This is a genomic window from Actinomadura sp. 21ATH, from assembly GCF_041951345.1.
Classification (GTDB): domain Bacteria; phylum Actinomycetota; class Actinomycetes; order Streptosporangiales; family Streptosporangiaceae; genus Spirillospora.
Genome location: NZ_JBGNUR010000001.1, coordinates 816400 through 838263 on the forward strand (window position 1 = coordinate 816400; position 21864 = coordinate 838263).

Annotated in this window: 17 protein-coding genes and 1 pseudogene; 7 read left to right on the plus strand and 11 right to left on the minus strand. The window is 73.7% G+C overall.

Annotated elements, in window-relative coordinates:
- The first annotated feature begins 121 nt into the window (after positions 1–121).
- From ACA361_RS04005 to ACA361_RS04020, 4 genes are all read left to right on the plus strand, one after another.
- Complete coding sequence (locus ACA361_RS04005) at positions 122–934, plus strand: crotonase/enoyl-CoA hydratase family protein (protein WP_375010403.1); 813 nt, start codon at positions 122–124, stop codon at positions 932–934.
- 141 nt (positions 935–1075) lie between these two features.
- Entirely contained in the window at positions 1076–1999 is a 924-nt protein-coding gene (locus tag ACA361_RS04010) for an RNA polymerase subunit sigma-70 (protein ID WP_375010404.1), read from the plus strand.
- A 56-nt stretch (positions 2000–2055) separates the two neighbouring features.
- Positions 2056–2457, plus strand: coding sequence for a hypothetical protein (locus ACA361_RS04015; RefSeq protein ID WP_375010405.1), 402 nt, complete (start codon positions 2056–2058; stop codon positions 2455–2457).
- Between the two features lie 83 nt (positions 2458–2540).
- Positions 2541–2903: a hypothetical protein gene (locus tag ACA361_RS04020; protein ID WP_375010406.1), complete on the plus strand. Its 363-nt coding sequence runs from the start codon at positions 2541–2543 to the stop codon at positions 2901–2903.
- A gap of 147 nt (positions 2904–3050) precedes the next feature.
- Here the strand turns inward: ACA361_RS04020 and ACA361_RS04025 are convergent, their stop codons facing one another.
- The gene (locus ACA361_RS04025) at positions 3051–4166 is read right to left on the minus strand and encodes an NAD(P)H-dependent flavin oxidoreductase (protein WP_375010407.1); all 1116 of its coding nucleotides are present in this window, start codon (positions 4164–4166) and stop codon (positions 3051–3053) included.
- A 127-nt stretch (positions 4167–4293) separates the two neighbouring features.
- Positions 4294–5319, minus strand: coding sequence for a DUF3068 domain-containing protein (locus ACA361_RS04030; protein ID WP_375010408.1), 1026 nt, complete (start codon positions 5317–5319; stop codon positions 4294–4296).
- Positions 5320–5428: 109 nt separating this feature from the next.
- On the opposite strand from ACA361_RS04030, the gene ACA361_RS04035 reads away from it, so the two are divergent.
- Genes ACA361_RS04035 through ACA361_RS04045 form a run of 3 tightly spaced genes read left to right on the plus strand, consistent with a single transcriptional unit; the run spans position 5429 to position 9206 of the window.
- Positions 5429–6916: an MFS transporter gene (locus tag ACA361_RS04035; RefSeq protein ID WP_375010409.1), complete on the plus strand. Its 1488-nt coding sequence runs from the start codon at positions 5429–5431 to the stop codon at positions 6914–6916.
- Between the two features lie 56 nt (positions 6917–6972).
- Entirely contained in the window at positions 6973–7761 is a 789-nt protein-coding gene (locus ACA361_RS04040) for a class I SAM-dependent methyltransferase (RefSeq protein WP_375010410.1), read from the plus strand.
- Entirely contained in the window at positions 7758–9206 is a 1449-nt protein-coding gene (locus ACA361_RS04045) for an acyltransferase family protein (RefSeq protein ID WP_375010411.1), read from the plus strand. Before ACA361_RS04040 ends, ACA361_RS04045 begins: the two co-directional genes overlap by 4 nt.
- A 2008-nt stretch (positions 9207–11214) precedes the next feature.
- Here the strand turns inward: ACA361_RS04045 and ACA361_RS04050 are convergent.
- The 9 genes and pseudogenes from ACA361_RS04050 to ACA361_RS04090 form a co-directional block, all read right to left on the minus strand.
- Positions 11215–13332, minus strand: a pseudogene (locus ACA361_RS04050) (alpha-(1->3)-arabinofuranosyltransferase family protein); the annotation flags it as partial.
- Positions 13333–13373: 41 nt separating this feature from the next.
- Positions 13374–14699 (minus strand): glycosyltransferase family 4 protein, encoded by a 1326-nt coding sequence (locus ACA361_RS04055; protein ID WP_375010412.1) that lies wholly within the window; start codon positions 14697–14699, stop codon positions 13374–13376.
- Positions 14696–15526, minus strand: coding sequence for a glycosyltransferase (locus tag ACA361_RS04060; protein WP_375010413.1), 831 nt, complete (start codon positions 15524–15526; stop codon positions 14696–14698). Before ACA361_RS04060 ends, ACA361_RS04055 begins: the two co-directional genes overlap by 4 nt.
- 22 nt (positions 15527–15548) lie before the next feature.
- The gene (locus ACA361_RS04065) at positions 15549–15680 is read right to left on the minus strand and encodes a hypothetical protein (protein ID WP_375010414.1); all 132 of its coding nucleotides are present in this window, start codon (positions 15678–15680) and stop codon (positions 15549–15551) included.
- The gene (locus ACA361_RS04070) at positions 15680–17452 is read right to left on the minus strand and encodes a hypothetical protein (RefSeq protein WP_375010415.1); all 1773 of its coding nucleotides are present in this window, start codon (positions 17450–17452) and stop codon (positions 15680–15682) included. The genes ACA361_RS04065 and ACA361_RS04070 overlap by 1 nt, the downstream gene beginning before the upstream one ends.
- Before the next feature lie 41 nt (positions 17453–17493).
- Positions 17494–19554, minus strand: a complete 2061-nt coding sequence (locus tag ACA361_RS04075) for an acyl-CoA dehydrogenase (protein WP_375010416.1) — start codon at positions 19552–19554, stop codon at positions 17494–17496.
- A 28-nt stretch (positions 19555–19582) separates the two neighbouring features.
- On the minus strand, positions 19583–19765 hold the full coding sequence (locus tag ACA361_RS04080) for a hypothetical protein (protein ID WP_375010417.1): 183 nt from the start codon (positions 19763–19765) through the stop codon (positions 19583–19585).
- Positions 19766–19798: 33 nt separating this feature from the next.
- Positions 19799–20917, minus strand: coding sequence for a hypothetical protein (locus ACA361_RS04085; protein ID WP_375010418.1), 1119 nt, complete (start codon positions 20915–20917; stop codon positions 19799–19801).
- A 75-nt stretch (positions 20918–20992) separates the two neighbouring features.
- Positions 20993–21787 (minus strand): EI24 domain-containing protein, encoded by a 795-nt coding sequence (locus ACA361_RS04090; RefSeq protein WP_375010419.1) that lies wholly within the window; start codon positions 21785–21787, stop codon positions 20993–20995.
- Positions 21788–21864 lie beyond the last annotated feature (77 nt).

The following is a 21864-nucleotide window of genomic DNA, read 5'->3' on the forward strand; positions in this document are numbered from 1 at the left end:
CAACAGGGTGCCGGGGGCCAAAGTAGATCACGTTCTCGTTTTGCTCTGCAAGACCTGTTGACGGGCCGAACGTGTTACTAGAATCTGTTCTTGTTTTCTGACCGGTTGAGTGGAGGAACGGATGGCCGAGCGGCTGCCCATCAGCACCGAGCACTGCACCGTCGAGCGGGACGGCCACGTCCTCATCGTGACCATGAACCGCCCGGAGGCCCGCAACGCGCTCAGTTCCTCGATGCTCGTCGGTCTGGCCGACGCCTGGCAATACATGACCGACACTCCGGACATCCGGGTCGGCATCCTGACCGGAGCCGACGGCACCTTCTGCGCCGGCGCCGACCTGAAGGCCATGGGCACCCCGCCGTCCGACCCGGCCGTCCAGGAGCGGATGGCCAAGATCCCCAACTACCACTGGCGCGGGCTGCTCCGCGAGGCCCGTCCCACCAAGCCGCTCATCTGCGCCATCGAGGGCTACGCCGTCGCCGGCGGAACCGAACTCCTCGCCGGCACCGACCTGCGCGTCGTCGCCGAGGACGCCACCCTGGGGCTGTACGAGGCCAAGCGCGGCCTGTTCCCCATGGGCGGCTCCGCCATCCGCCTCCCCCGCCAGATCGGCTACGCCGCCGCCCTCGACATCCTCCTGACGGCCCGTTCGGTCACTCCCCAGGAGGCCCTCGGCATGGGCCTCATCAACAAGGTCGTCCCGGCCGGCCAGGCCCTCGCCGCCGCCCGCGAGAAGGCCGACGAGATCGCCGCCTGCGCCCCGCTCGCCGTCCAGGCCATCCTCCGCGCCGTCCGCGAGACCGAGCACCTCCCCGAGGAGGAGGCCCTCAAGGTCTCCGACGAGATCGGCTGGCCCGTCTTCGAGACCGAGGACGCCAAGGAGGGCTCCCGGGCCTTCAAGGAGAAGCGCCCCGCCGTCTACAAGGGCCGATGATCAACGATGCGCATCCACTGAGATACGGATCGTGACGGGGACGGGCCGCTCTTCGAGCGCGTTCCGTACCGGGCCGCCGGCCGAAGGCACGGCTCTCGCCGGGCTGCGTTCCGTCGGTGGCGGGACGTACGATCTGGGGTCGTGGACGAGGGGGAGTTCGCGGAGGCGGCCGAGCGGCACCGGCACGAGCTGCGGGTGCACTGCTACCGGATGCTCGGGTCGTTCACCGACGCCGAGGATCTGGTGCAGGAGACGCTGCTCCGGGCGTGGCGGAGGCGGGAGACGTACGAGGGGCGGGCGTCGTTCCGGGCGTGGCTGTACCGGATCGCGACCAACGCGTGCCTGGACGCGCTCGACAGCCCGGCGCGCAAGCGGGAGCTGGTGGCGGCGGGCGGGTCGATGGCCGAGGTCTCCTGGCTGGAGCCGTTCCCTGACCGGTTCCTGGACGAGCCGGGCGCGGTGGCCGAGGCCCGGGAGACGATCGAGCTGGCGTTCCTGGCCGCGATCCAGCACCTGCCGCCGCGGCAGCGGGCCGTGCTGATCATGCGGGACGTGCTGGGGTGGCCGGCGCCGGAGACGGCGGAGACGCTGGACATGAGCGTTCCGTCGGTGAAGAGCGCCCTGCAGCGGGGGCGGGCGACGATGCGGAGCCACCTGCCGGAGAAGCGGTCGGAGTGGGGCGGCCGGGCCAGCGCCGAGGAGCGGGAGGTGCTGCGGCGGTACGTGGAGGCCAACGAGCGCTCGGACCTGGGGGCCTTGAAGGAGCTGCTGCGGGAGGACGCCCGGCAGACGATGCCGCCGCACGGGCTGCTGTTCGACGGGCGGGCGGCGATCCTGGAGCTGTGGGCGCCCGTGGTCGAGGGCGACGCGGCGTGGGGCGAGTGGCGTTCGGTGGAGGTGTGGGCCAACCGGCAGCCCGCGGTGGCCAACTACGTGCGCCGGGACGGGGCGTCCTTCACGCCCGTGAACATCGACGTGCTGCGGGTGGTGGACGGAGCCGTCGCCGAGATCACGACGTTCGATCCGCACCTGTTCGCGCTGTTCGGTCTGCCCGGGAAGCTGTGACCGATTCCTTTTCGCGCGGCCGGCCGTCATATGGGCCGACACGAGAGGAGTTGGTCATGGACGAGCTGAACCGGCTGGTCGGGACGTGGAAGGTGACGGGCGGCGCCGAGGGGACGGTGACCTACCGGTGGCTGGACGGCGGGGCCTTCCTGCTGCAGGAGATCCGGCTGCGGCAGGACGGCCAGGACGTCACGGGGATCGAGGTCATCGGGCGGGAGCGGCCGTTCGGGGCGGAGGAGCCGAGCGAGGACATCAAGTCGCGCTACTACGGCGGCCAGGGCGAGACGTTCGACTACGTGTACGACCCGCAGGGCGACACACTGATCATCTGGGGCGGGCAGAAGGGGTCCCCGGCCTACTTCAAGGGGACGTGGAGCGAGGACGGGCGCGTGCTGGACGGCGCCTGGGTCTACCCGGGCGGTGGCGGCTACGCCTCGACGATGGAACGGCTGGACTGAGTTCCGGACGTCCGTTAAGGCGGCCATCGTTTCTCGCGGTTCGCGTGCGGGAGGTTTCCGGCGCGGAAGGAGAGTGAGAGGCGATGGCCGTTTCCATATTGCGGCGGCGGCAGCGTACCGAGGGCGCCGAGCGTCCCACCGTGGTCGAGCGGAGGCCGTCCAGGTGGCGGCGGGCGCGGCCCAACCCGGTCAGCGTGGCCGTCATGGCGGCCGGCTGGGTCGCGGTGGCGATCCTGGGGCTGGGCATGCTGCTCGTGTGGGGCGACGCCAACCAGGGGAACGCCCTGGTCGGCGCGGTCCTGGACGCGGGGCGCTGGCTGGCGAGCCCGTTCCACGACGTGTTCACGCAGGCCGATCCCGACCGGCAGCTGTACGTGAACTGGGCGATCGCCGCCGGTGTCTACTACGTGCTGGCGCGCGTGGTCTCGTGGCTGGTGCGGTTCTGACCGCGGAGTGAACGTCCCTCCGACGTTTCCCTGGCCGCCCCGCTCCGGCGCCGGTGCACGGGCGCGGGGCGGTCACTCTCCGCCGTCCGGTCAGCGCGTGAAGGACCCGCCGCGAGCCGCGGGCGAACGGCCCGCGGCGGGTCCGCGTCAGTCCGCTTCGGTGATGGTGTTGAGGCGCTCGATGGCCTCGACGTACTCCTCGACCAGGTCGTAGACGACCTGGGCGGTCGGCTTGATCTGGTTCATGGAGCCGACGATCTGGCCGACCGGGAAGGTGACCAGCTCGCCGTCGCCGGAACGCTGGATGCGGGGCAGCGCGCTGGAGATCAGCATGAACTGCATCGGCATCGGGAGCGTGCCGGGCGAGCGCTCGCTCTCCCATGCCTCGGTCCACGCGGTCCTGAGGAAGCGGGCGGGCTTGCCCGTCCAGGCGCGGGAGCGGACGGTGTCGCGGGAGGTCGCGTTCAGCAGCTTGCCGCGGACCTTCTCGGACGTGTCGGCCTCGTCCACGGTGAGCCAGATGGAGCCGGTCCAGACGCCGTCGGCGCCGAGGGCCATGCCCGCGGCCATCTGGCGGCCGCGGCCGATGCCGCCGGCGGCCAGGACCATGGTGTCCTCGCCGACCGCGTCGACGACCTCGGGGATCAGCACCATCGTGGACACGTCGCCGGTGTGGCCGCCGGCCTCGGTGCCCTGCGCGACGATGATGTCGACGCCGACCTCGACCTGCTTGCGGGCGTGCCGGGCGTTGGACGCCAGGCCCGCGACCTTGACACCGTGCTCGTGGGCCAGCTCGACCACGTCGGCCGGGGGCGGGCCGAGGGCGTTGGCCAGCAGCGCGATCGGGTGCCGCAGCGCGACCTCGACCTGCGGGCGGGCGGTGACGTCGGTCCAGCCCAGCAGGACGTCGCCGGCGTTCTCGTCCTTCAGCGGCTCGACGCCGTGCTCGGCGAGCAGGTCCTCCAGGAACTGCCGGTGCTCCTGGGGGATCATGCCCTTGAGCTTGGCGACCAGCTCGCCGGCGTCGCCCGCGTCGGCGCCCTCGTACTTGGCGGGCATCACCACGTCCACGCCGTACGGCTTGCCGCCGACGTGCTCGTCGATCCATTTGAGCTCGAGTTCGAGCTCCTCGGGGGTGAAGTTCAGGGCGCCGAGGACGCCCATGCCGCCGGCGCGGCTCACGGCCGCGACCACGTCGCGGCAGTGACTGAACGCGAAGATCGGGTACTCGATGCCGAATAGTTCGGTGACTCTTGTCCGCACGCCTCGACACTAGGCCGCGCCCCGCGAAACTGCAACAGGTTCTAGTTGGGAAAATCGAGAGAGCAGTGGGCATGGTGAAACGGCGTTAGAACATGTATCAGTCCTAACGCCGGGGGAAACGCGGAGGTCAGTCGCGCCGGGCCGCGGCCGAGGAGCGGGCCGAGGAGCGCGCGGCGCCGAACTTGCCGTCGGCACGGCGCGGGGCCGGCGGCGCGGCGGGCCGGCCGGGCGGCAGGCCGATGAACGCGCCCACCAGCAGCAGCGCGAGCCCGACCAGGACCGCGCCGACCGGGATGTGCACCCGGACCGCGCTGATCTTGAAGGCGTTCGAGTTCGCCATGTCGACCAGCCCCCGCACCGAGGCGGGGACGGTGTGCAGGTCGGCCGAGGCGACCGTCATCCGGCCCTTGCCGTCGGCCGTCTGGACGGTGCTGTGGATCTGCTGGCGGTGCTTGACCGGGATCCCGGTGCGCGGGTCGACCCAGACGGTGATGGTGGCCTGCGAGTAGCGGTCCACCTTCTGGTCGGGGGCGCTCGCCTTCAGGCCGAGCATCTTCGCCGGGAGCTTGGTGTCCACGGCGGCGGTCTTGGTGTTGGGGACCTGCTGGACGAACCGGTACGCCCGCATCCCCAGCACCTCCTCCTCACCGGAGTAGCGCATCGCGGCGGGCTGCCTGGTGGTCATGTCGAAGAACGGGTAGTCCTGCTTCCGCACGTTCGCCAGCGGGAAGAGCAGCCCGTACCCGGACATCCTCACGCTCGTGTCGCCGTCGGCGTTCGCTCCGCAGCAGTTGGTCAGCTGGGACGTCCGCCGGTCGAACGCGATCCGGTAGCCCTGGATCTGGATGGGCTTGTCCGGGACGGCGGTGTCGACGATGTTGGTGGAGGAGTCCCAGACGGCGATCCGGTCGTCGCCGCCGTTGGCGCGGACGTCGCCGCGCACGGTGTTGCTGGCCTGGAGCTTCACACCGGTCCTGGTCTTCAGGGTCGCGGTGTCGAAGTAGGTGGCGTTCCGTGCCTCAAGGCGGGTGACCTGGTACCGGTTCAGCGGCGCCAGGACGACCTGGCCGGCCACGTAGAACCGGACGAGGGGCGCGAGCGTGAGGAAGAAAGCGCCCAGGCAGATCAGGATCAATCCGACCGGTCGCCGCATGAACACCTCCGGGGGACGCCGCTGGATCCACCGGCCAGGAGGCCGTGCTCGGCATGTGCGGGTTACCCTACAGGACCTCTCAAATCGCCCGTCCAAGAAGAAGGCCGACTTGCAGGACAGCACCCCCCACATGCCGCGGGCCCGCTGGCTCGCGCTGCTCGCGGTGCTGCTGGCCACGTTCATGGACCTGGTGGACGTCACGATCGTCGGGGTGGCGCTGCGCGCGATCCAGACCGATCTGGACGCCTCGTACGCGGCCGGCCAGTGGTTCACCGCCGGGTACACGCTGGCGTTCGCGCTGCTGCTGGTCACCGGCGGGCGGCTCGGCGACATCCACGGCCGCCGCCGGGTCTTCGTGCTCGGCGTCGCCGGGTTCACCGCCGCGTCGGCGCTGGCCGCCGCGGCCCCGACCGCCGGGACGCTGGTGGCGGCGCGGGTGGCGCAGGGCGCGTTCGGCGGCGTGATGGTCCCGCAGGTCATGTCGATCATCGCGACCGAGTTCCGGCCGGGCCGCGAGCGCACCCTGGCGATCAGCCTGTACGGGGTCGTGCTCGGCGCCGGGCAGGTCAGCGGGCCGATGCTGGGCGGGCTGCTGACCGGCGGCGGCCCCGGCTGGCGCTGGATCTTCCTGATCAACATCCCGGTCGGCGCGCTGGCGCTGGCCGGCGCCCTGCGCTGGATGAACGAGTCGCGCGCCGACCGGCCGCCGCGCCTGGACCTGCCGGGGATGGCGCTGGTGTCGGCGGGCTCGCTGCTGCTGGCCTACCCGCTCGTGCAGGGCCGCGAGCTGGACTGGCCCTGGTGGACGCTCGCGTCGATGGCGGCCGCAGTGCCCGTCCTGTACGCCTTCGTCCACCACCAGCGGCGCCGGGAGCGGCGCGGGCGGGCCGTGCTGGTCCCGATGGGGCTGTTCCTGCGCCGCTCGTTCGCCGCCGGGAACGCGCTGCTCTTCGTGCTCTTCAGCGGCGTCTCGGCGTACTTCATCGTGCTGACCTGGACGCTCCAGTTCGGGCTCGGCTGGTCACCGCTGCGGGTCGCGCTGGTGGGGCTGGCATGGCCGGCCGGGATCGCCTGCACGGCGCAGCTCACCAACCGGTTCGGGCAGCCGCGGGCGCGCCTCCTGGTCGCGCTGGGCACGCCCGCGATGGCGGCGTTCACGGCCGCGCTGGCCTGGTCGGTCGCCCGGCACGGCGAGCACGTGACGGCCTGGCAGGTGGCGCCGTGGCTGTTCGGCGCCGGCGTCGGGATGGGGCTGACGATCCCGATCCTGTCCAACCTGGTGCTGGGCGACCTGCCGCCGGACGACGCCGGGGCCGCGTCCGGCGTGCTCAACTCGGTGATCCAGCTCGGCAACGCGATGGGCGTGGCGCTGGCCGGGGTGATCTTCTTCGGCGGGCACGGGACCGGCTCCGGCTCCGGTCCCGAGGGCTTCGCGGGGGCGGGCGCCCGGACGCTGCTGTTCAGCGCCGTGGCGTTCGCGCTCGCGGCGCTGCTGTCCCCGCTGCTGCCGCGCCGGGTCGCCCGTACCGGGCCGGACGCGGCCGCCGGCCCGGAAGGCGGCCCGGAGGACTCCCCGCTGCTGTCTACCGGTCGGTAGGATCCGGCGTTACGCGCTCCCGTGTTCGCACCGTTCACCGACCCCGCGAGGTGGCCATGACCGCGGTCCGCCCCACCCCCGACGCCACCGGCGCTCCCGACGCCACCGGCGCCGCGCGCAAGCGGGCCGCCACGCTGGCGCGTTCGGTACGGCTGCTCAGCGCGTTCCGCAGGGAACAGGCGGACCCGGAGTCCTTCTACACGCTGATGGCGCGGGACACCGTCGCCCAGCTCGCGTCGTACACCGCCCTGGACGGCGCCACCGTCGTGGACGTGGGCACCGGCACGGGCTTCTTCGCGCGCGAGCTCCAGGCCGCGGGCGCCCGCTGCGTGGGCATCGACCACGATCTCGCCGAACTCGTCTCGCTCCGCGACCCGGCCGCGAACACCCTGGTGGCCAGCGCGCTCGAACTGCCGTTCCGCACGGGCTCGGCGGACGTCTGCTTCTCCTCCAACGTGCTCGAACACGTACCGGACCCCTGGCGGATGGCCGGCGAGATGGTCCGCGTGACGCGGCCCGGCGGGATCGTCTACCTGTCGTTCACGAACTGGCTCTCCCCCTGGGGCGGGCACGAGACGTCCCCCTGGCACTACCTGGGAGGCGACCGGGCGGCCCGCCGCTACCAGCGCAGGCACGGGCGTCCCCCGAAGAACCGCTTCGGCGAGAGCCTGCACGCCGTCTCGGTCTCGGCGGCGCTGGCGTGGGCCCGTTCCTGCGAGGAGGTACGGGTGCTGGACGCCATCCCGCGCTATCTGCCGCGCTGGGCGGAGGGCGTCGTCCGCGTACCGGGACTGCGCGAGGTCGCCACCTGGAACCTCGTCCTCGTCCTGCGCAAGCTGCCATGAGCACGCCCGCGAGCAACGGCCGATGGGGCACCACGCGGCGGGTCGCGCCCGCCGCGCGGCCCGCCGCGCCGCGGGGCCTTCCGGCCGTTTCCGGCCACCAGGACGCGCTGGACGGCATCCGCGCGATCGCCGCGCTGATCGTCCTCGTCTACCACGTGGCCGGCTCGTCCGGCGCGCTCCACAGGGGCGGGTACGGCTGGCTGTACAACGGCGGCCAGATCGGCGTGCCCATCTTCTTCGCCCTGTCCGGCCTGCTGCTCTACAGGCCGTGGGCCGCGGCCGTGCTGGATCCGGACCGCCCCCGGCCGAGCACCCGGACGTACCTGCGCAGGCGGGCCTTCCGCATCCTGCCCGCCTACTGGGCCGCCGTCGTCTGCTTCATGGTCACCGCCGGCCTGGCCCACGTCACCGACGCCGTCTCGTGGGTCTCGCTGCTCACGCTGACGCACACGTACATCCCGGACCCCTGGTGGGGCAGCACCCTGGGGCCCGCGCACCTCGGCCAGATCTGGAGCCTCACGGTCGAGGCCGCCTGGTACCTCACGCTGCCCGCCACGGCGGCGGTCCTCGCCTGGTACGCGCGGCGCTCCCCCGCCGGCGACGTCGGCGCGCGGGCCCGGAGGCTGCTGCGGGCGCTGGCCGTCTACGCCGCGCTGTCGTTCGCCTATACGGCGGCCATGTTCGTTCCCGAGCCGAAGCCGATGATGGGGCTGTGGCTGCCGCGCTTCTTCGCGTGGTTCGCGATCGGGATGGCCCTGGCCGTGGTGACCGTCTGGGCGCGGCTGGAGCCGGCCGGGCCCGTGCCGCGCCTGTGCCGTACGGTCGCGGGCTCCTGGCGGGCCTGCTGGGCGGCGGCGGCGCTGCTGTACGTCATCGGCTCCACGCCCGCCACCGGCCCGCTCGACCTCGTCACGCTGGACGTGGTGTGGACATCGATGCTGGAGGTCCTGGTCAACGGCCTGTGCGCGGCGGCGCTCGTGGCGCCCGTGGCGCTGGCCTCCGAGCGGGACACGGCGATCGGGGCGGTGCTGGGCAACCCGGTGATGCGGTTCCTGGGCCGGATCTCCTACAGCGTGTTCCTGTGGCAGATGCTGATCGTCGTCGGCTGGTACGAGTGGACGGGCCGCACGTTCCGCGGCGACGTCATGACCGATCTTCCCCTTCTGCTGGCAGCGACCATCGCAGCGGCGACGGTGAGCTACTACCTGGTGGAACGGCCGGTTCAGCGGCTGTCCCGGCCGCGCCGCGATCGGGATCGGCGTCCTCCGGCTCCGGCTCCGGCTCCGGCTCAGGAGGAGCCGCGGAAGCGGGAACGGGAACGGGAGCCGCGTCCGGCGGAACCCGCGGCGCCGGCCCCGTCCAGCTCAGCTCGATCGACCCTTCCCGACCTGCCCGCCGGGAGCGGCGGGGACCCCACAGCTGAACGGCCGCCCGGCCGAGGATGAGCAGCCCGAGCACCTGGGGGACGGTGTCGGCGAGGAGCCCCGCGGGCGCCGCCGGGTTGTCCACCGCCTCGGCCCAGAAGCCCCAGGCCAGGCAGCCCGTACCGGCGATCATGAGGGCGGCGGCCGTCCACGGCGACGCGGGCGCCCGCAGCAGGGGCGACTCGCGCGTGCGGGACCAGGCGGCGAGGGCCGCCGAGGCGGTGGCGGCGGCGAGCCCGACCGGCCCGGCCGCCCACAGCCCGAGCAGCGCCGCCAGCGGTACGGCCGCCCACAGCGGCCAGCCACGCAGGTCCGCGCGCGGCGGCCGCGGCGCCGGCCGGCGGGCGCCCGGCCAGATCGCCACGAGCAGCAGCAGGAGCAGCAGGTTGAGCCCGGCGACGACCGCGATGCGCTGCGCCCGGTCGGGGCGGAAGGTCAGCTCGGCGGTGCCGGACGTCCCGGCGGGCACGATCCAGCCCTGCTTCCAGCCGTCCAGCCGTACGGGCCGCAGCGTCTCGCCTCCGACGCGCGCCTCCCAGCCGGGGTTGTAGTTCTCGTTCACCGTCAGGAAGGACCGGCCGGCGGCGTTCACCTGGAGCCTGCGCTGCCCCGGCGACCAGCTCCGCACCTTCACGGGCGAGGGGCTCGCCTCGTCCTGCGCGACGCGCTCGCCCACCACGGCGGTCTCGATGCGGTAGCCGTCGAACGGCGGCGAGGACAGCCGGTTGGGGCCGGCGGCGACGGGCGTGCGGCGGCACGCCTCGTACTTCACGGGACGGCCTTCCAGCAGGTCGCCCATCGTCCCGCTGACCTTGGTCCGCACGGTCGTCTTCCCGACAAGCAGCCGGGGGCCGAGGCCGCATTCCAGCCCGAGCGGCAGGCCGCGGACGTCCCGGATCGCCCGGACGCCGGGTACCCGCACCTCGCTGACCTGGACCGGCTCCACCCGCCCGGCGCGCGGGAAGGTGAGCGTCAGCCGGTCGGTGTCCAGCGGCGCGAACGAGAGCCGCCCGCGCGCGTCCGTCATCGCCTCGCGGGCCTGCCCGCCGCGCCCCTCGATCCGGACCCGGGTCGGCCCGCCCATCGCGGGCGGCCGGTCGACGGTGAGCTGGGAGACCCGCGTCCGGCGGCCCCACTGGACGGTGAACGACGGGTTCATGTCGTTCTCGCCGGCGATCCACGCCGTGGCCGGGTCGCCGTCGAACGCCGACCGCGGCTGCGCGGCCGGATGGTCGGTCAGGGTGCTGCTCGCCGCGACCTTCGGATCGCCCTTCAGCCAGGTGTACCGGGCGATCAGCTCCCGGTTGGTGAGGACGGCCGTGCCGGAGATCGGGGCCTGCCGGGCCCGCGGGGCGGTGAACGTGCGGTCGAACGCCTCGCCCTCCTCGTCCCGGGTCCCGAGCGGGCCGGAGCAGACCCAGCGCCGTGGCCCCTCCATGCAGTCGGCCCGCCCGCCGGGGACGCGGCTCATGACGAACGCGGGTGTGCCCGTGACGCCGTCCGGCGCGGGCAGCGCGTAGGTGCGGCCGGCGGTCACGCCGCCGATGCGGAGCTCGGCGATCCCGGCGCGGGTGAACGTCGCGTCCCCGGACTTCCGCGCGACCTCGGTGATGCGCACGCGCAGCCAGGACGTCGCGCCCGGCGGCACCCGCAGCGGCTGGTCGCCGGAGAGTTCGGAGACCACCTGTTCCAGGACACCGCCCGCCGACTCGACGGCGACCTTGGCGACCGGCGGCCCCTTCCTGCGGTCCTGGACGAACGCCGCCGTCAGCTGCGGGATCTCCCGGGGCGCGTCGAAGTCGACGCGGAGCCACTGGCCGACCGGGCCGCGCCAGCCGCCGGTCTCCCACGCGCTGGTCGGATCGCCGTCGACGGCCGCGTACGGGACCGCTGCGGGCTCCCTGGCCTGCGGAACGACGTCGTCTCCCCCGGCCGACGAGGACGCGGTGACGTTCCGAACGCCGCCGCTGTAGGCGACGGTGGTCGCGTACTTGCGCCAGCCGTCGTCCAGGACGTCGGCGGACTTCGCCCGTTCTGCGGCGGTCAGGGTCGGGGACGTCTGGTGCAGCTCGCCGAACGCGCGGCGCAGCAGCCGGGGCGAGTCGGTCACCACGGGCGCGCCGCCGAGGTCGCGGGCGTCGTCGTTCAGGAGGACGGGCCGCCGCGTCAGCGAGTCCGTGTCGGCCATCGTCAGCAGCGACTCCGGGCCGCCGTAGACGCGCACGGGGTCGTCGGCGGGGGCGAGTTCGGCGACCGCGCCGGCGCCCTCGACCTCGTACACCTCCAGCGGCTGGTACTTCTGGTTCACCGCCGAGACCGCGTCGTCGACGAAGTCGCCGCCGACGGGCGCGCCGAACGCCGCCACCTTGCGGAGCCCGGGAGAGGCGTCGAGGGACTGGTGCAGGCGGGCGGGCCAGCCGCCCCGCAGCGTCTCCCTGCGCAGGTCGTTCCGTACGAGGACGTAGCGCATCCCCATGCGGCCCAGGAATTCGGCGAGGCCGGGCGAGCTCTTCCCCGAGCGGACCTGCTGGTCGATCGCGTCCAGCGCGCGCGTGTAGCCGGGCGAGCCCGCCGGGACGAGCTGCCGCACACCCCAGCGGGCCGTCAGCAGGGGCTGGACGATGTCGTCCATGGGCCGGCCCCACAGGTACTCACCGAAAGCCGATCCGGGCACGGCGAGGACGCCCTGCTGTCCAGCGCGCGCGTTCAGCCAGGACGCCGCCTCCTTCCAGTAGGGCGGGACCTCCTTGAACTCGCCCGGCCCGGAGAGGCCGTGCGAGACCGCCGTGATCCCGATGCCGCCGAGCGCGATCACCGCCGCGGCGGGGGCGCTCAGGACGGCGCGGAAGCCGTCGCCCAGCGGGGAGCGGCCCTCGGCCCGCTTGAGGGCCGTCACGGTCAGCAGGTGGGCCAGCCCCAGCGCGAGCGGCAGCCGCAGGACGGCGTCGAACTTGTACAGGTTGCGCAGCGGCGCTAGCGGCCCGTTCAGCAGGTCGCGGACCTGCGGCGCCAGCGGCCCGGACAGCTCGCTGATGTGCCCCGCCGTGATGACCGCCAGCCCGGCCAGCAGGCAGAGCAGCAGGAACGTGCGCTCGGGCAGCAGCCTCGACAGCAGCCCCGCCAGGCACAGCGCCGCGACGACGCCGGTGCAGATCACCGGCAGCGGGCTCAGCGACAGGCCGTGCCCGACCGGCCACCACACCTGCCCGTCCACGATCAGGTAGTTGACCCAGCGCTCGGCGCCGCGCAGCACGTTGATCAGGCCGGTCGGGCCGGTCGTGGTCTCGGCCTTCTCGGTGTAGGTCAGCCAGGAGAAGCCGTACGTGCCGGTGAGCAGCAGCGGGACCAGCCACCAGCCGGTGGCCGCCGCCACCGCCGCCGACCACCAGGCGAACAGCCGCAGCCGCGGCAGCCGCGTCCTCTTCCCGGGCCGCGGCTCGGGCGGCCGCGGCCTTGTGACCATGTAGAGGACCGGGACGATCAGCACCGCCACCGTCACGGTCGCGTTGATGCCGCCGCAGAAGGCGACCGCGAGGCCTGACCGGGCCGCCGCCCGGATCCGGCCGCCGCCCTCCGCCGCGGTGACCAGCGGCAGCACGATCCACGGCAGCATCGCGGCCGCGAGGTACTCCGAGGACAGCTGGCCCATGGTGGCCAGCGCGTTGGGCGACAGCGCGTACGCCATCGCGCCCGCGAGCCGCGCCGCCGGGCCGCCGATGCCGAGCCGCTCGGCGAGCCTGCGCACGCCCAGGAACGCCGCGCACATCAGCAGCGCCAGCCAGAGCCGCTGGGTGATCCACGCGGGCAGGCCGATCAGGTCGCCGGCCGCGTAGAACGGCCCCATCGGGAACAGGTAGCCGACCGCCTGGTTCTGCAGCTGCCCGAACTGCTCGGGATCCCACAGGTGCAGCGCGCGGCCCAGGAACGCCAGCGGGTTCACCGCCATGTCGATCTTGGTGTCGGCGAGGATCGCGCCGGGGCGGGTCGAGAACGCCAGCGCGGCCAGCGCCAGGCAGCAGACCAGCGCGCGCAGCCGGTCCCGCAGCCGCTGGTCGACCTCGCCGGCGGGCGCGGCCGCGGTCGCGCCCGGTCCGGGCGCGGGCGCCGCGCTCTCGACGCGAGGCCGTTCCGCCTCTCCCACGGCCATGCTCCGCGAGGCTCCTTCCGATCGTGCCGCCGCTGCGCGGATCAAGACTCGCCGGTCTCCCCGGTCCCGCCGGCCCTGCCGGCCTCGCCGAGGAGCCGTTCGATCGCGGTCGCCTCCCGGACGGCCCGGCCGCCCTCGGCGAGCAGCAGATCGCGGACGGGTCCCTCCGCGACGCGCGGCTGCCCGTCACCGTACCGCCGCTCGACGATATGGGCCTGTCCGTCCGTGGTCGTGGCGGTTCCGGCCCGTACCGCCGCGGCGATCAGCTCCGCCCAGCGGGCCGCGGTCCGGTCCCAGTCGAAGGCGGCGGCCCACTCGCGGCAGTCGGCGGCGACCTCGTCCCGGCGTCCGGCGTCCGCCAGCTCCTTCAGGGCGCGCTCGGCCACGGCCGCGAGGTCCTCGCCCGGGTCGGCGAGCCAGCCGGTCGTGCCGTCGCGCACGGCGTCGCGCAGGCCGTCCACGTCGTACGCGGCGGTCGGCACGCCCAGCGCCGCCGCCTCGATCACGCTCAGCCCCCAGCCCTCCCCCTGCGACGTGCTCAGATGCAGCGCCGCGCGCGCCACCAGCGCCGCCTTCACCGCCTCCGGCACGTAGCCGTGCGCGACGACGGTGCCCGCCAGGCCGCGCCGCTCGATCTCGGCGGCCAGCCGCGGCGCCTCCGGCCCGTCCCCGATCACGTGCAGGCGCAGGCCGGGATGGCGGCCGCGCAGCTCCTCGGCGATGTCCAGGAGGCGCCCGGCGCGCTTGTGCGGGACGAGCCGGGTGACGCACACCAGGTCGGGGTCTCCGGCGGGGCCGTCCGCGTCCGCCCGTTCCGGAACGACGGTCGTGCCGTTGGGGATGACGTAGGCCGCCCCTGTCCAGCGGAGGCGCTCCCGTACGGCGCTCAGCGTCGAGGGCGAGACGCACACGTACGCGTGGCGCCGGTAGGACCAGCGGGCGACGGGCCCTTCCAGCATGCGGCCGAACCAGGCCATCCAGCGCGGGAAGTAGAGCCCGAACTGCGCGTCGTGCACATGGTGGATCACGCAGAAGACGGGGACCCGCCTCGGCAGGACCCAAGGGGTGAAGAACGGGATGCCGTTCTGGCAGTCGACCACGGCGTCGAAGGACCGCCGTCTCAGGAGCGTCCAGAGCAGCACCAGCGGGTAGACGGTGAAGCGGCCGCCGAGCCGGACGAACTCGACGCCGTCCACGCGCTCCCTGCGGCGCTGCCCGCTCGCGCGCGCCGTGACGTACCGGACGCGCGCGCCCCCGGCCGCCAGGCGCCGCGCGACCTCCCACGCGTAGCGCTCCGCACCGCCGGCGGCCGGATGCCAGGGGTCCCTCCAGTTCACGACCGCGAGTCGCGCATCGCCGCTGCTCATCCCGTCTTGGCCTCGTGCCCCTTCGGCAGCGCGAGCGGCGGCGGCTGGACGGTGAGGAGCTGGGTCGCCCCCGAGCGTTGCGCGGGCGCGGGCGCGGGACGGCCGGGTGCCGCCGCGCGGGCGCGGATGCGGGCCAGGTCGAGCAGGCACTGCGAGGTGTGCCGCCGTACCGAGAACGTCGTCCCCGGGCGGTCGGACCACACCACCGGGATGCCGGTGATCGACGCGCCGCGGCGGACGCAGTGCATCAGCAGCTCGACGTCGAACGCGAACCCGGCGGTCCGCAGGTCGGCCGCGGCCGCGCGGGCCAGCGGGCCGAAGAAGAACTTGAAGCCGCACTGGGTGTCGGCGATGTCGCCGGCCAGGTCGCGCACCAGCCGGTTGAACGTGATCGCGCCCAGCCGCCGCATGAGCTGCCCGTACCCCTCGACCAGCGAGTCGGGGTGGCGGCGCGACCCGACCACCACGGGATGGCCCGCCCGCAGCAGTTCCAGCGCGCCGTCGAGCGCGGCCAGGTCGGTCGCCATGTCGGCGTCGCAGAACCCCGCGTACGGGGCGCGGGTGGCCAGCAGGCCGACCCGTACCGCGGCCCCCTTGCCGCGCTGCGCGCAGTACAGCCCGCGCACCGGCACGGGCCCGCGCCAACCGGCGATGACCTCGGCGGTGCCGTCGGTGCTGGCGTTGTCGACGACGATGATCTCCGACCGGACGCCGATCCCGGCCAGCTTCTCCCCCAGCAGGGCGAGCCCGGCCGGGAGGCGCTCGGCCTCGTTGTAGGCCGGGACCACGATCTCCAGTTGGACGGGGCCGCCGCCCAGGGCGCTCACGGGGGACCTCAGGGGCCCGGGGTCAGCGGGAGCCGTAGTTGTAGAGCGGCTTGATGACCGGGTCCTGCTGGGAGGCGCTGGACAGCTGAACCACGCCGAACGAGGCGCCGGCGGCCAGCATGACACCGACGATAGCGGCAACGGCAATGCGCATCAGGGGGCCCTTCGACGGGGAATACTGCCGAGTAACGGGAGGCCCAGAGTAGTGGCTGAGGTCACAAAATAGCCAGAAAGAGACCAGAAAATCGCCACACTTACGACAATCCAGGCGAGCGCTGTGGCCGCCACCGGCGCGTTCTCCTCCGCCACAGTGACCGTTACCGGGATTCGGTACAGCACCAAATCCGGTCCCCGCACCACGCGCTCGGCCCCGGGGAGCCGCTCCGGACCCGCCGACGGGTCCGCGGCGTCCACCGCCACGTACCGGATCCCGTGCTTCCCCAGCACCTCCGTCAGCGGCCCGCCGGACCGGATCGCCGCGTCCAGCCACACCGCCCGCGGATCCTCCGGCGCCACCGTCTCCCCGCCCACCATCACGGCGTCGTTCACGACCACCCGCCGGTCGCTCAGGTACCGCGGCAGCGGATCGAGGACCCGCCGGCCGTGGTTCCAGGCGTAACTCCGGTACGCCGCCCACGGCAGCACCAGCACGTCCCCCGGCGCCCGGTCGGCCGCGACCACGTCCCGGGCGCGGGCCCAGTCGTCCGGGTACTCCACCGGCCGCAACTGGCCGGCCGCCCCCCACGCCAGCGAGGGCAGCAGCACCACCGGCGCGAGCAGCGCCCCGTACGCGACCGCCGCGTACCGCGCCCGCAGCGCCTTCTCCGCCGCGATCCCGAGGCCGGCCGCGACGACGGCGGCCAGCGGCGCCGCGAACTGCTGCCCGTCCCGGAACACCGCGAACCCCGACCAGAGGGAAATGGCCCCTTCGAGCAGGCCCGGCACCACGGCCCCGACCGCCGCCACCCCGAACCCGGCCCCCGCCGCCACCGCGACCCGCCCCCAGAACCCCGAGGACACGCCCGCCGCGTGGCCGCTCGCCGCCGCGTCCCGGCTCGCGTTCAGGGCGCCGGGCACACCCGTCCCGCCGGGGACGCCGGGTCTGCGGATGTGCCAGGTGTAGGCGGCGAGGGCGCCGAGTACCACCAGCGCCCAAAGAGTGGCCGTTACTGGAGCGCCGTAGCCGAGGGGAACGGTTTCGCCGTTCCAGACGCCTCCTAGCAGGAGGAGGCTGCCGAGCGTTCCGAACGGGGTGTCCGCGCGCGCGGCGAAGGTCTCCACCCCCAGGCCGTCGCCCGGTACGCCGTCCGGGCGCAGCAGGCTCGGCACGAGCCAGGGCAGGCTCAGCACGGCGAGAACGGCGAGGACCTTGAACCGGCGGCGGCCCGCCGCGAACGCCGCCAGCCCCGACACGGCCAGGGCCGCGAACCCGCCGATCGCCGCCGGGATCAGCGCGCAGAGCAGCCGCCGCCCGCCGCCGCGCCGATCCGTCGTGACCGCGGCGGCCAGCGCCCAGGGCAGCGCGGCGTACCCGAGGAGCAGGGCCCACTGGCCGAGGAGGAGGCGCTCGGCGACGAACGGGTTCCACGCGTACGCGACGCCCGCGACCAGCCTCGGCAGTACCCGCCGGGACGGGACGAGCGAGGCCGCCGACGCGCACGCCATGACGAAGATCGACAGCAGCACCAGGCGCTGCACCAGCCACGCCGGCGCCAGCACGGCCAGCGCGGTCACGAACGCGTCGCTCGGCACGTGCCGCGGGACCGTCCCGGTCAGGCCGAACGTCAGCCGGGTGAACGCGGGGTCCGGGACGAACACCATGTCGTACGACAGCACGAACCCGGGCGCGAGCCCCGGCCCGAGCACCGCCAGCCCGAGCCCGAGCCCGGTGAGAGCGGCCGCCAGATGCCGCGTTCGCCCCGTCATCAGGCGAACGAGGCTATCCGAACGGTCCAGGAGCCGCGCGATCAGGCGTCGCGCGGCAGGCCCAGGATGCGTTCGGCGATCACGTTCAGGTTGACCTCCGTGGTGCCGCCGCCGATCGTCATCGCCCGCGAGGCGAGCAGGTGCCGGGTCCACCTGCGGCGCAGATCGCTTTTCCAGCCGCCGGTCAGCGCCCCTTCGGGCCCCAGCAGCGAGAAGCCGAACTCGGTGACCTTCTGGCCGTGCTCCATCGCGACCAGCTTGCGGACGTTCGCGGTCGCGCCCGGGTCCGTGCCCGACAGCTGCTTGAGGGTGGCGCGCAGGCCGAGCAGCGCGAACGCGTGCTCGTCGCACGCCAGCCGGCCCAGCTCGTCCCGGACGAGCGGGTCGTCGGACAGGCCCAGCTCGCCCGCCAGGCGCAACAGCTTCGGCACGTCGCCGCCGAGCTGGAACGTGCTGGTCAGGCCGACGCGCTCGTTGGCGAGGGTGTTGCGGGCGACCCGCCAGCCCTCGTTGACCGGGCCCACGACCATGGCGTCCGGGACGAACACGCCGTCCAGGAAGACCTCGTTGAAGACGGCGTCGCCGGTGCACTCGCGCAGCGGCCGGACGTCGATCCCGGCGGAGGCCATGTCGATCAGGAAGTACGTGATGCCGTCGTGCTTGGGGCGGTCCGGGTCGGTACGGGCGATGCACACGCCCCACTGCGCGTCCCGGGCGAGCGACGTCCAGATCTTCTGGCCGGTGATCGTCCAGCCGCCCTCGGTCCGCTCGGCGCGGGTGGCCAGCCCGGCCAGGTCCGAACCGGCGCCCGGCTCGCTGAACAGCTGGCACCAGATGATCTCGCCGCGCAGCGTCGGCGGCAGGAACCGCTCCTGCTGCTCGGGCGTCCCGTACTGGACCAGCGACGGGACGACCCACGCCGCGATCATCAGCGGCACGGGTTTCACGCCCGCCGCCCGCAGCTCCTGCTGGATCACGATCTGCTCGACCGGGCCGGCGTCGCGGCCCCACGGCTTCGGCAGGTGCGGGGTCACCCAGCCGCCCTCCGCCATCGCGGCGCGCTGCTCGAAGACGTCCATGGCGGCCATCTCCGCCACCCGCTCCCGGATGGCGCCGCGCACGCCGTCAGCGCCGTCCGGGCCCTCGGGAAGCTCGACCTCCATCGGGCGGCGCACGCCGTCCAGCGCCAGCCCGGCCAGTTCAGCGCGGTGCGCGGCGGGCCGGCCCAGCGCCGCCCGCAGCGTCAGCGCGCGCCGGTAGACGCGGTGGGCGTCGTGCTCGTAGGTGTAGCCGATGCCTCCGTGGACCTGGATGCTGCCCTCGGCGCACTCCACGGCGGCGTCGGCGGCGAGTACGGCCGCGACGTTCACGGCGTAGGCGCGCTGCTTCCCGTCGTCCTCGTCCAGCGCCCGGATCGCGTCCCACACGGCGGCCCGGGCGCGCTCGGCCGCGATGAGCATGCGGGAGCACTTGTGCTTGACGCCCTGGAACTGGCCGATGGGGCGGCCGAACTGCTCGCGCAGCTTGGCGTACGCGACCGCGTCGTCCAGCGCGCGGCCCGCGACACCGCACGCCTCCGCTCCCAGGAGGACGACCGCGAGGGCGTCCACGTCCTGCAGAACACGCTCGTCCGGTACGGCGAGACCGTCCAGCTCGACCCGGCCGACCGCGCGGGTCAGGTCCAGGGCCTCGGCGTCCTTCACCTCGCTGACGGCGAGCCCGTCGAGCACGGCCCAGCGCCCGCCGACGTTCGCCACCACCAGGTCGACGTCGGGGCCGCCCAGCACGAGGCCGTCCCCGAAGGCGAGACCGGCGCTGAGGTCGCCGTTCACCAGCCCGGGCAGGAGTTCCTCGCGCGCCCGCCGCGTCCCGCCGGCCGCGATGGCCGCCGAGGCCAGCACGGTCGGCGCGTACGTGCCGGGCACCAGCGCCCGGCCCAGCTCCTCCAGGACGACGGCCTGCTCCAGGAGGCCGAAGCCCTGGCCGCCGTACTCCTCGGGCACGTGCAGCCCCAGCTGCTCCGGTGCCGCGCCGTCCCGCTCGATGGTCCCGCGTACCGAGGCGGCCAGCGCCTCGTGTTCCTCGGTCAGCCCGATCGCCATGGCGACAGCGTACTAGAACCGGATTCGGTCAGGGCCAGACCGTGGCCACGCAGGCGCCCAGCGCCAGGATCAGGAACGCCCCGACCACCGCCGCGGCGATCAGGTCCTGCCGCCGCACGGACTCGGCGGGGATCAGGTCGGGACGTTCGGGAACGATCGGCAGGGGGCCGGTCGGGGCATCGTCGTCGGCGGGATCCTCACTCTGCGCCACACGGGGCAGAGTAGGCGAAAAACAACGAAATGGTCAGGCCGCGACCTTGAGCTGCGCCATGAACCGGTTGATGTCCGGCCACAGCGACTTGTGCGTGTTCGGCACGGACGCGAACGCCACCGCCGGGGCCGGCTTCCCGTTGTCGATCACCGCGGTGGCGACGACCTCGCCGGTCGCCTTGACGCCCGCCCGCTTGTACGTGAGGTACGAGGCGACGAGCCAGCCCTTGCGGCCGTCCACGTTCAGCGCCTGCGAGGCCAGCGGCGTCGACTTGTGCGGGAACGCGTAGTACTGCGCCTCGATGCCCTTGGCCGCCTGCACCGCGACCGCGGGCACGCTCTCCGGCCCCTTGTACTCGCTCTGCAGGCTCGGGTTGAGGACGCCGGTCAGCAGCTGGCCGTACCACATCTGCCTGCCGGTGCGCTCGGTCACCAGCACCTGCTGCCCCGACCAGCCGGGCGTGCCCAGCTTGTTCTTCTTCGTCGGCACCTGCCACGGCCCGGCCATCCGCGGGTAGACGAGCCCGCTCTGCGGGTCGGTCACGCCGCCCAGGATCCGGCTCGGCCGCCCGGCGAACTTCCGCAGCGGCTTCTCCGCCGGCATCCGCACCTCGGGGGCGGCCTCCTGGTCGGTCGACGACTTCTTCGTCTCCGCCTCGGCCGCACCGCCGCGCTGCTTGAACAGGTAGACGCCGCCCGCGGCGAGCAGCGCCACCACCAGCAGCCCGACACCGCCGTACAGCGCCAGCTTCGACCGGCCGCCCTCGTCCAGGTCGCCCTGCCGGCCCAGCTTGGAGTCGGCCGCGTCCTCGTCCGCCATCCAGTCGGGCATCTGCCAGTTGCCGCTGCTCGGCTTGCCCGGCCGTACCGGACCCGCCGGCCCCGGAGCGGCCACCCCCGCGTACTGCGGGTCGCCCTCACCGGCGAACAGCTCGTCGTCTTCCTGCGCGGCGGGCCCGTCGGCCACCGGGGCGACCTTCACATCCTCGGCCTGGCGGGCCTGCTCCAGCGGCGACGGCCCGGAGAAATCCGTCCGCCCCGCGGGCTCGGACCCTTCGACATCCGGAACGGTCACCCGGGCGCTCTCCTCACGGTCGGCGGAGTCATCGCTCATGTCGGCCCAGCGCCCCCCGCGCTCCCCCTCATCGGACATGCGGAACACCGTACGGCAAGATCAGTGCCCCCGATGGGCCGGGCCATCACACTCAGGACACATCTTCCCAACGGCTCAATACTGCTGCGGCGTCCCCTGCCGCGCGCTCATGACCTGCGGATCGGCCGCCAGCCGCTCGCGGGCCAGCAGCGTTCCGCCGGCCACCGCGCCGGGCATCGCCAGCACCGCGCCCAGCGGGATGAGGAAGATCACCACGGTCGCGACACCGAAACCGAGCACCAGCGGCCGCCGCCGCTTCATGAGCGCGAACCGCTCCTTGCGCAGCACCCCGCGCCGGTCCATCGCCACCGACGTGAGCTCGCCCGTCAGGAAGTACCCCGACACGAACGCCGCGACGACCGGCACCACCGTCTGCCCGACCACGGGCAGGAACCCGCACGCGAAGAACACCACCGCGAACCCCAGCGCGACGAGCCCCAGCAGCAGCGCGTCCTTGATCGCCCGCCCGATCTGCGTCATCAGCGGCACGTCCGGCTCGGGCGGCGCCCCGCCCTGCGACTCCTCGACCTTCTCGGAGATGTTCTCGTAGAACGGGTCGCCCACCAGCAGCGTCAGCGCCGTGAACGTCAGGATCGCCACGAACAGCGACGCCCCGAACACCGCGATCCCCGCCACGACCCGGGCCGCCGTCCGCGGCCACTCCGACCACCCGTCGGCGAACGGCGTCAGCCACCCGGCCACGCCGTCCAGGTTCCACGCCAGCGCCCCGAGCGCCGCCGCGTACGCGACGAGCACGATCACCGCAGGGATCAGCCCGAACAGCCACTGCAGCGGATGCCGCGCGACCCACCCCAGCCCCCGGAACAGATACCCGACACCATCGAAGAAATCGCTGAACGCCTGCTTCACACCCCCAAACTATCGGTCGCCCCTACGTCCCCGTTTCCCCGAGACCGACCTTGTCCGCCACCACCACCGCCCTAGCC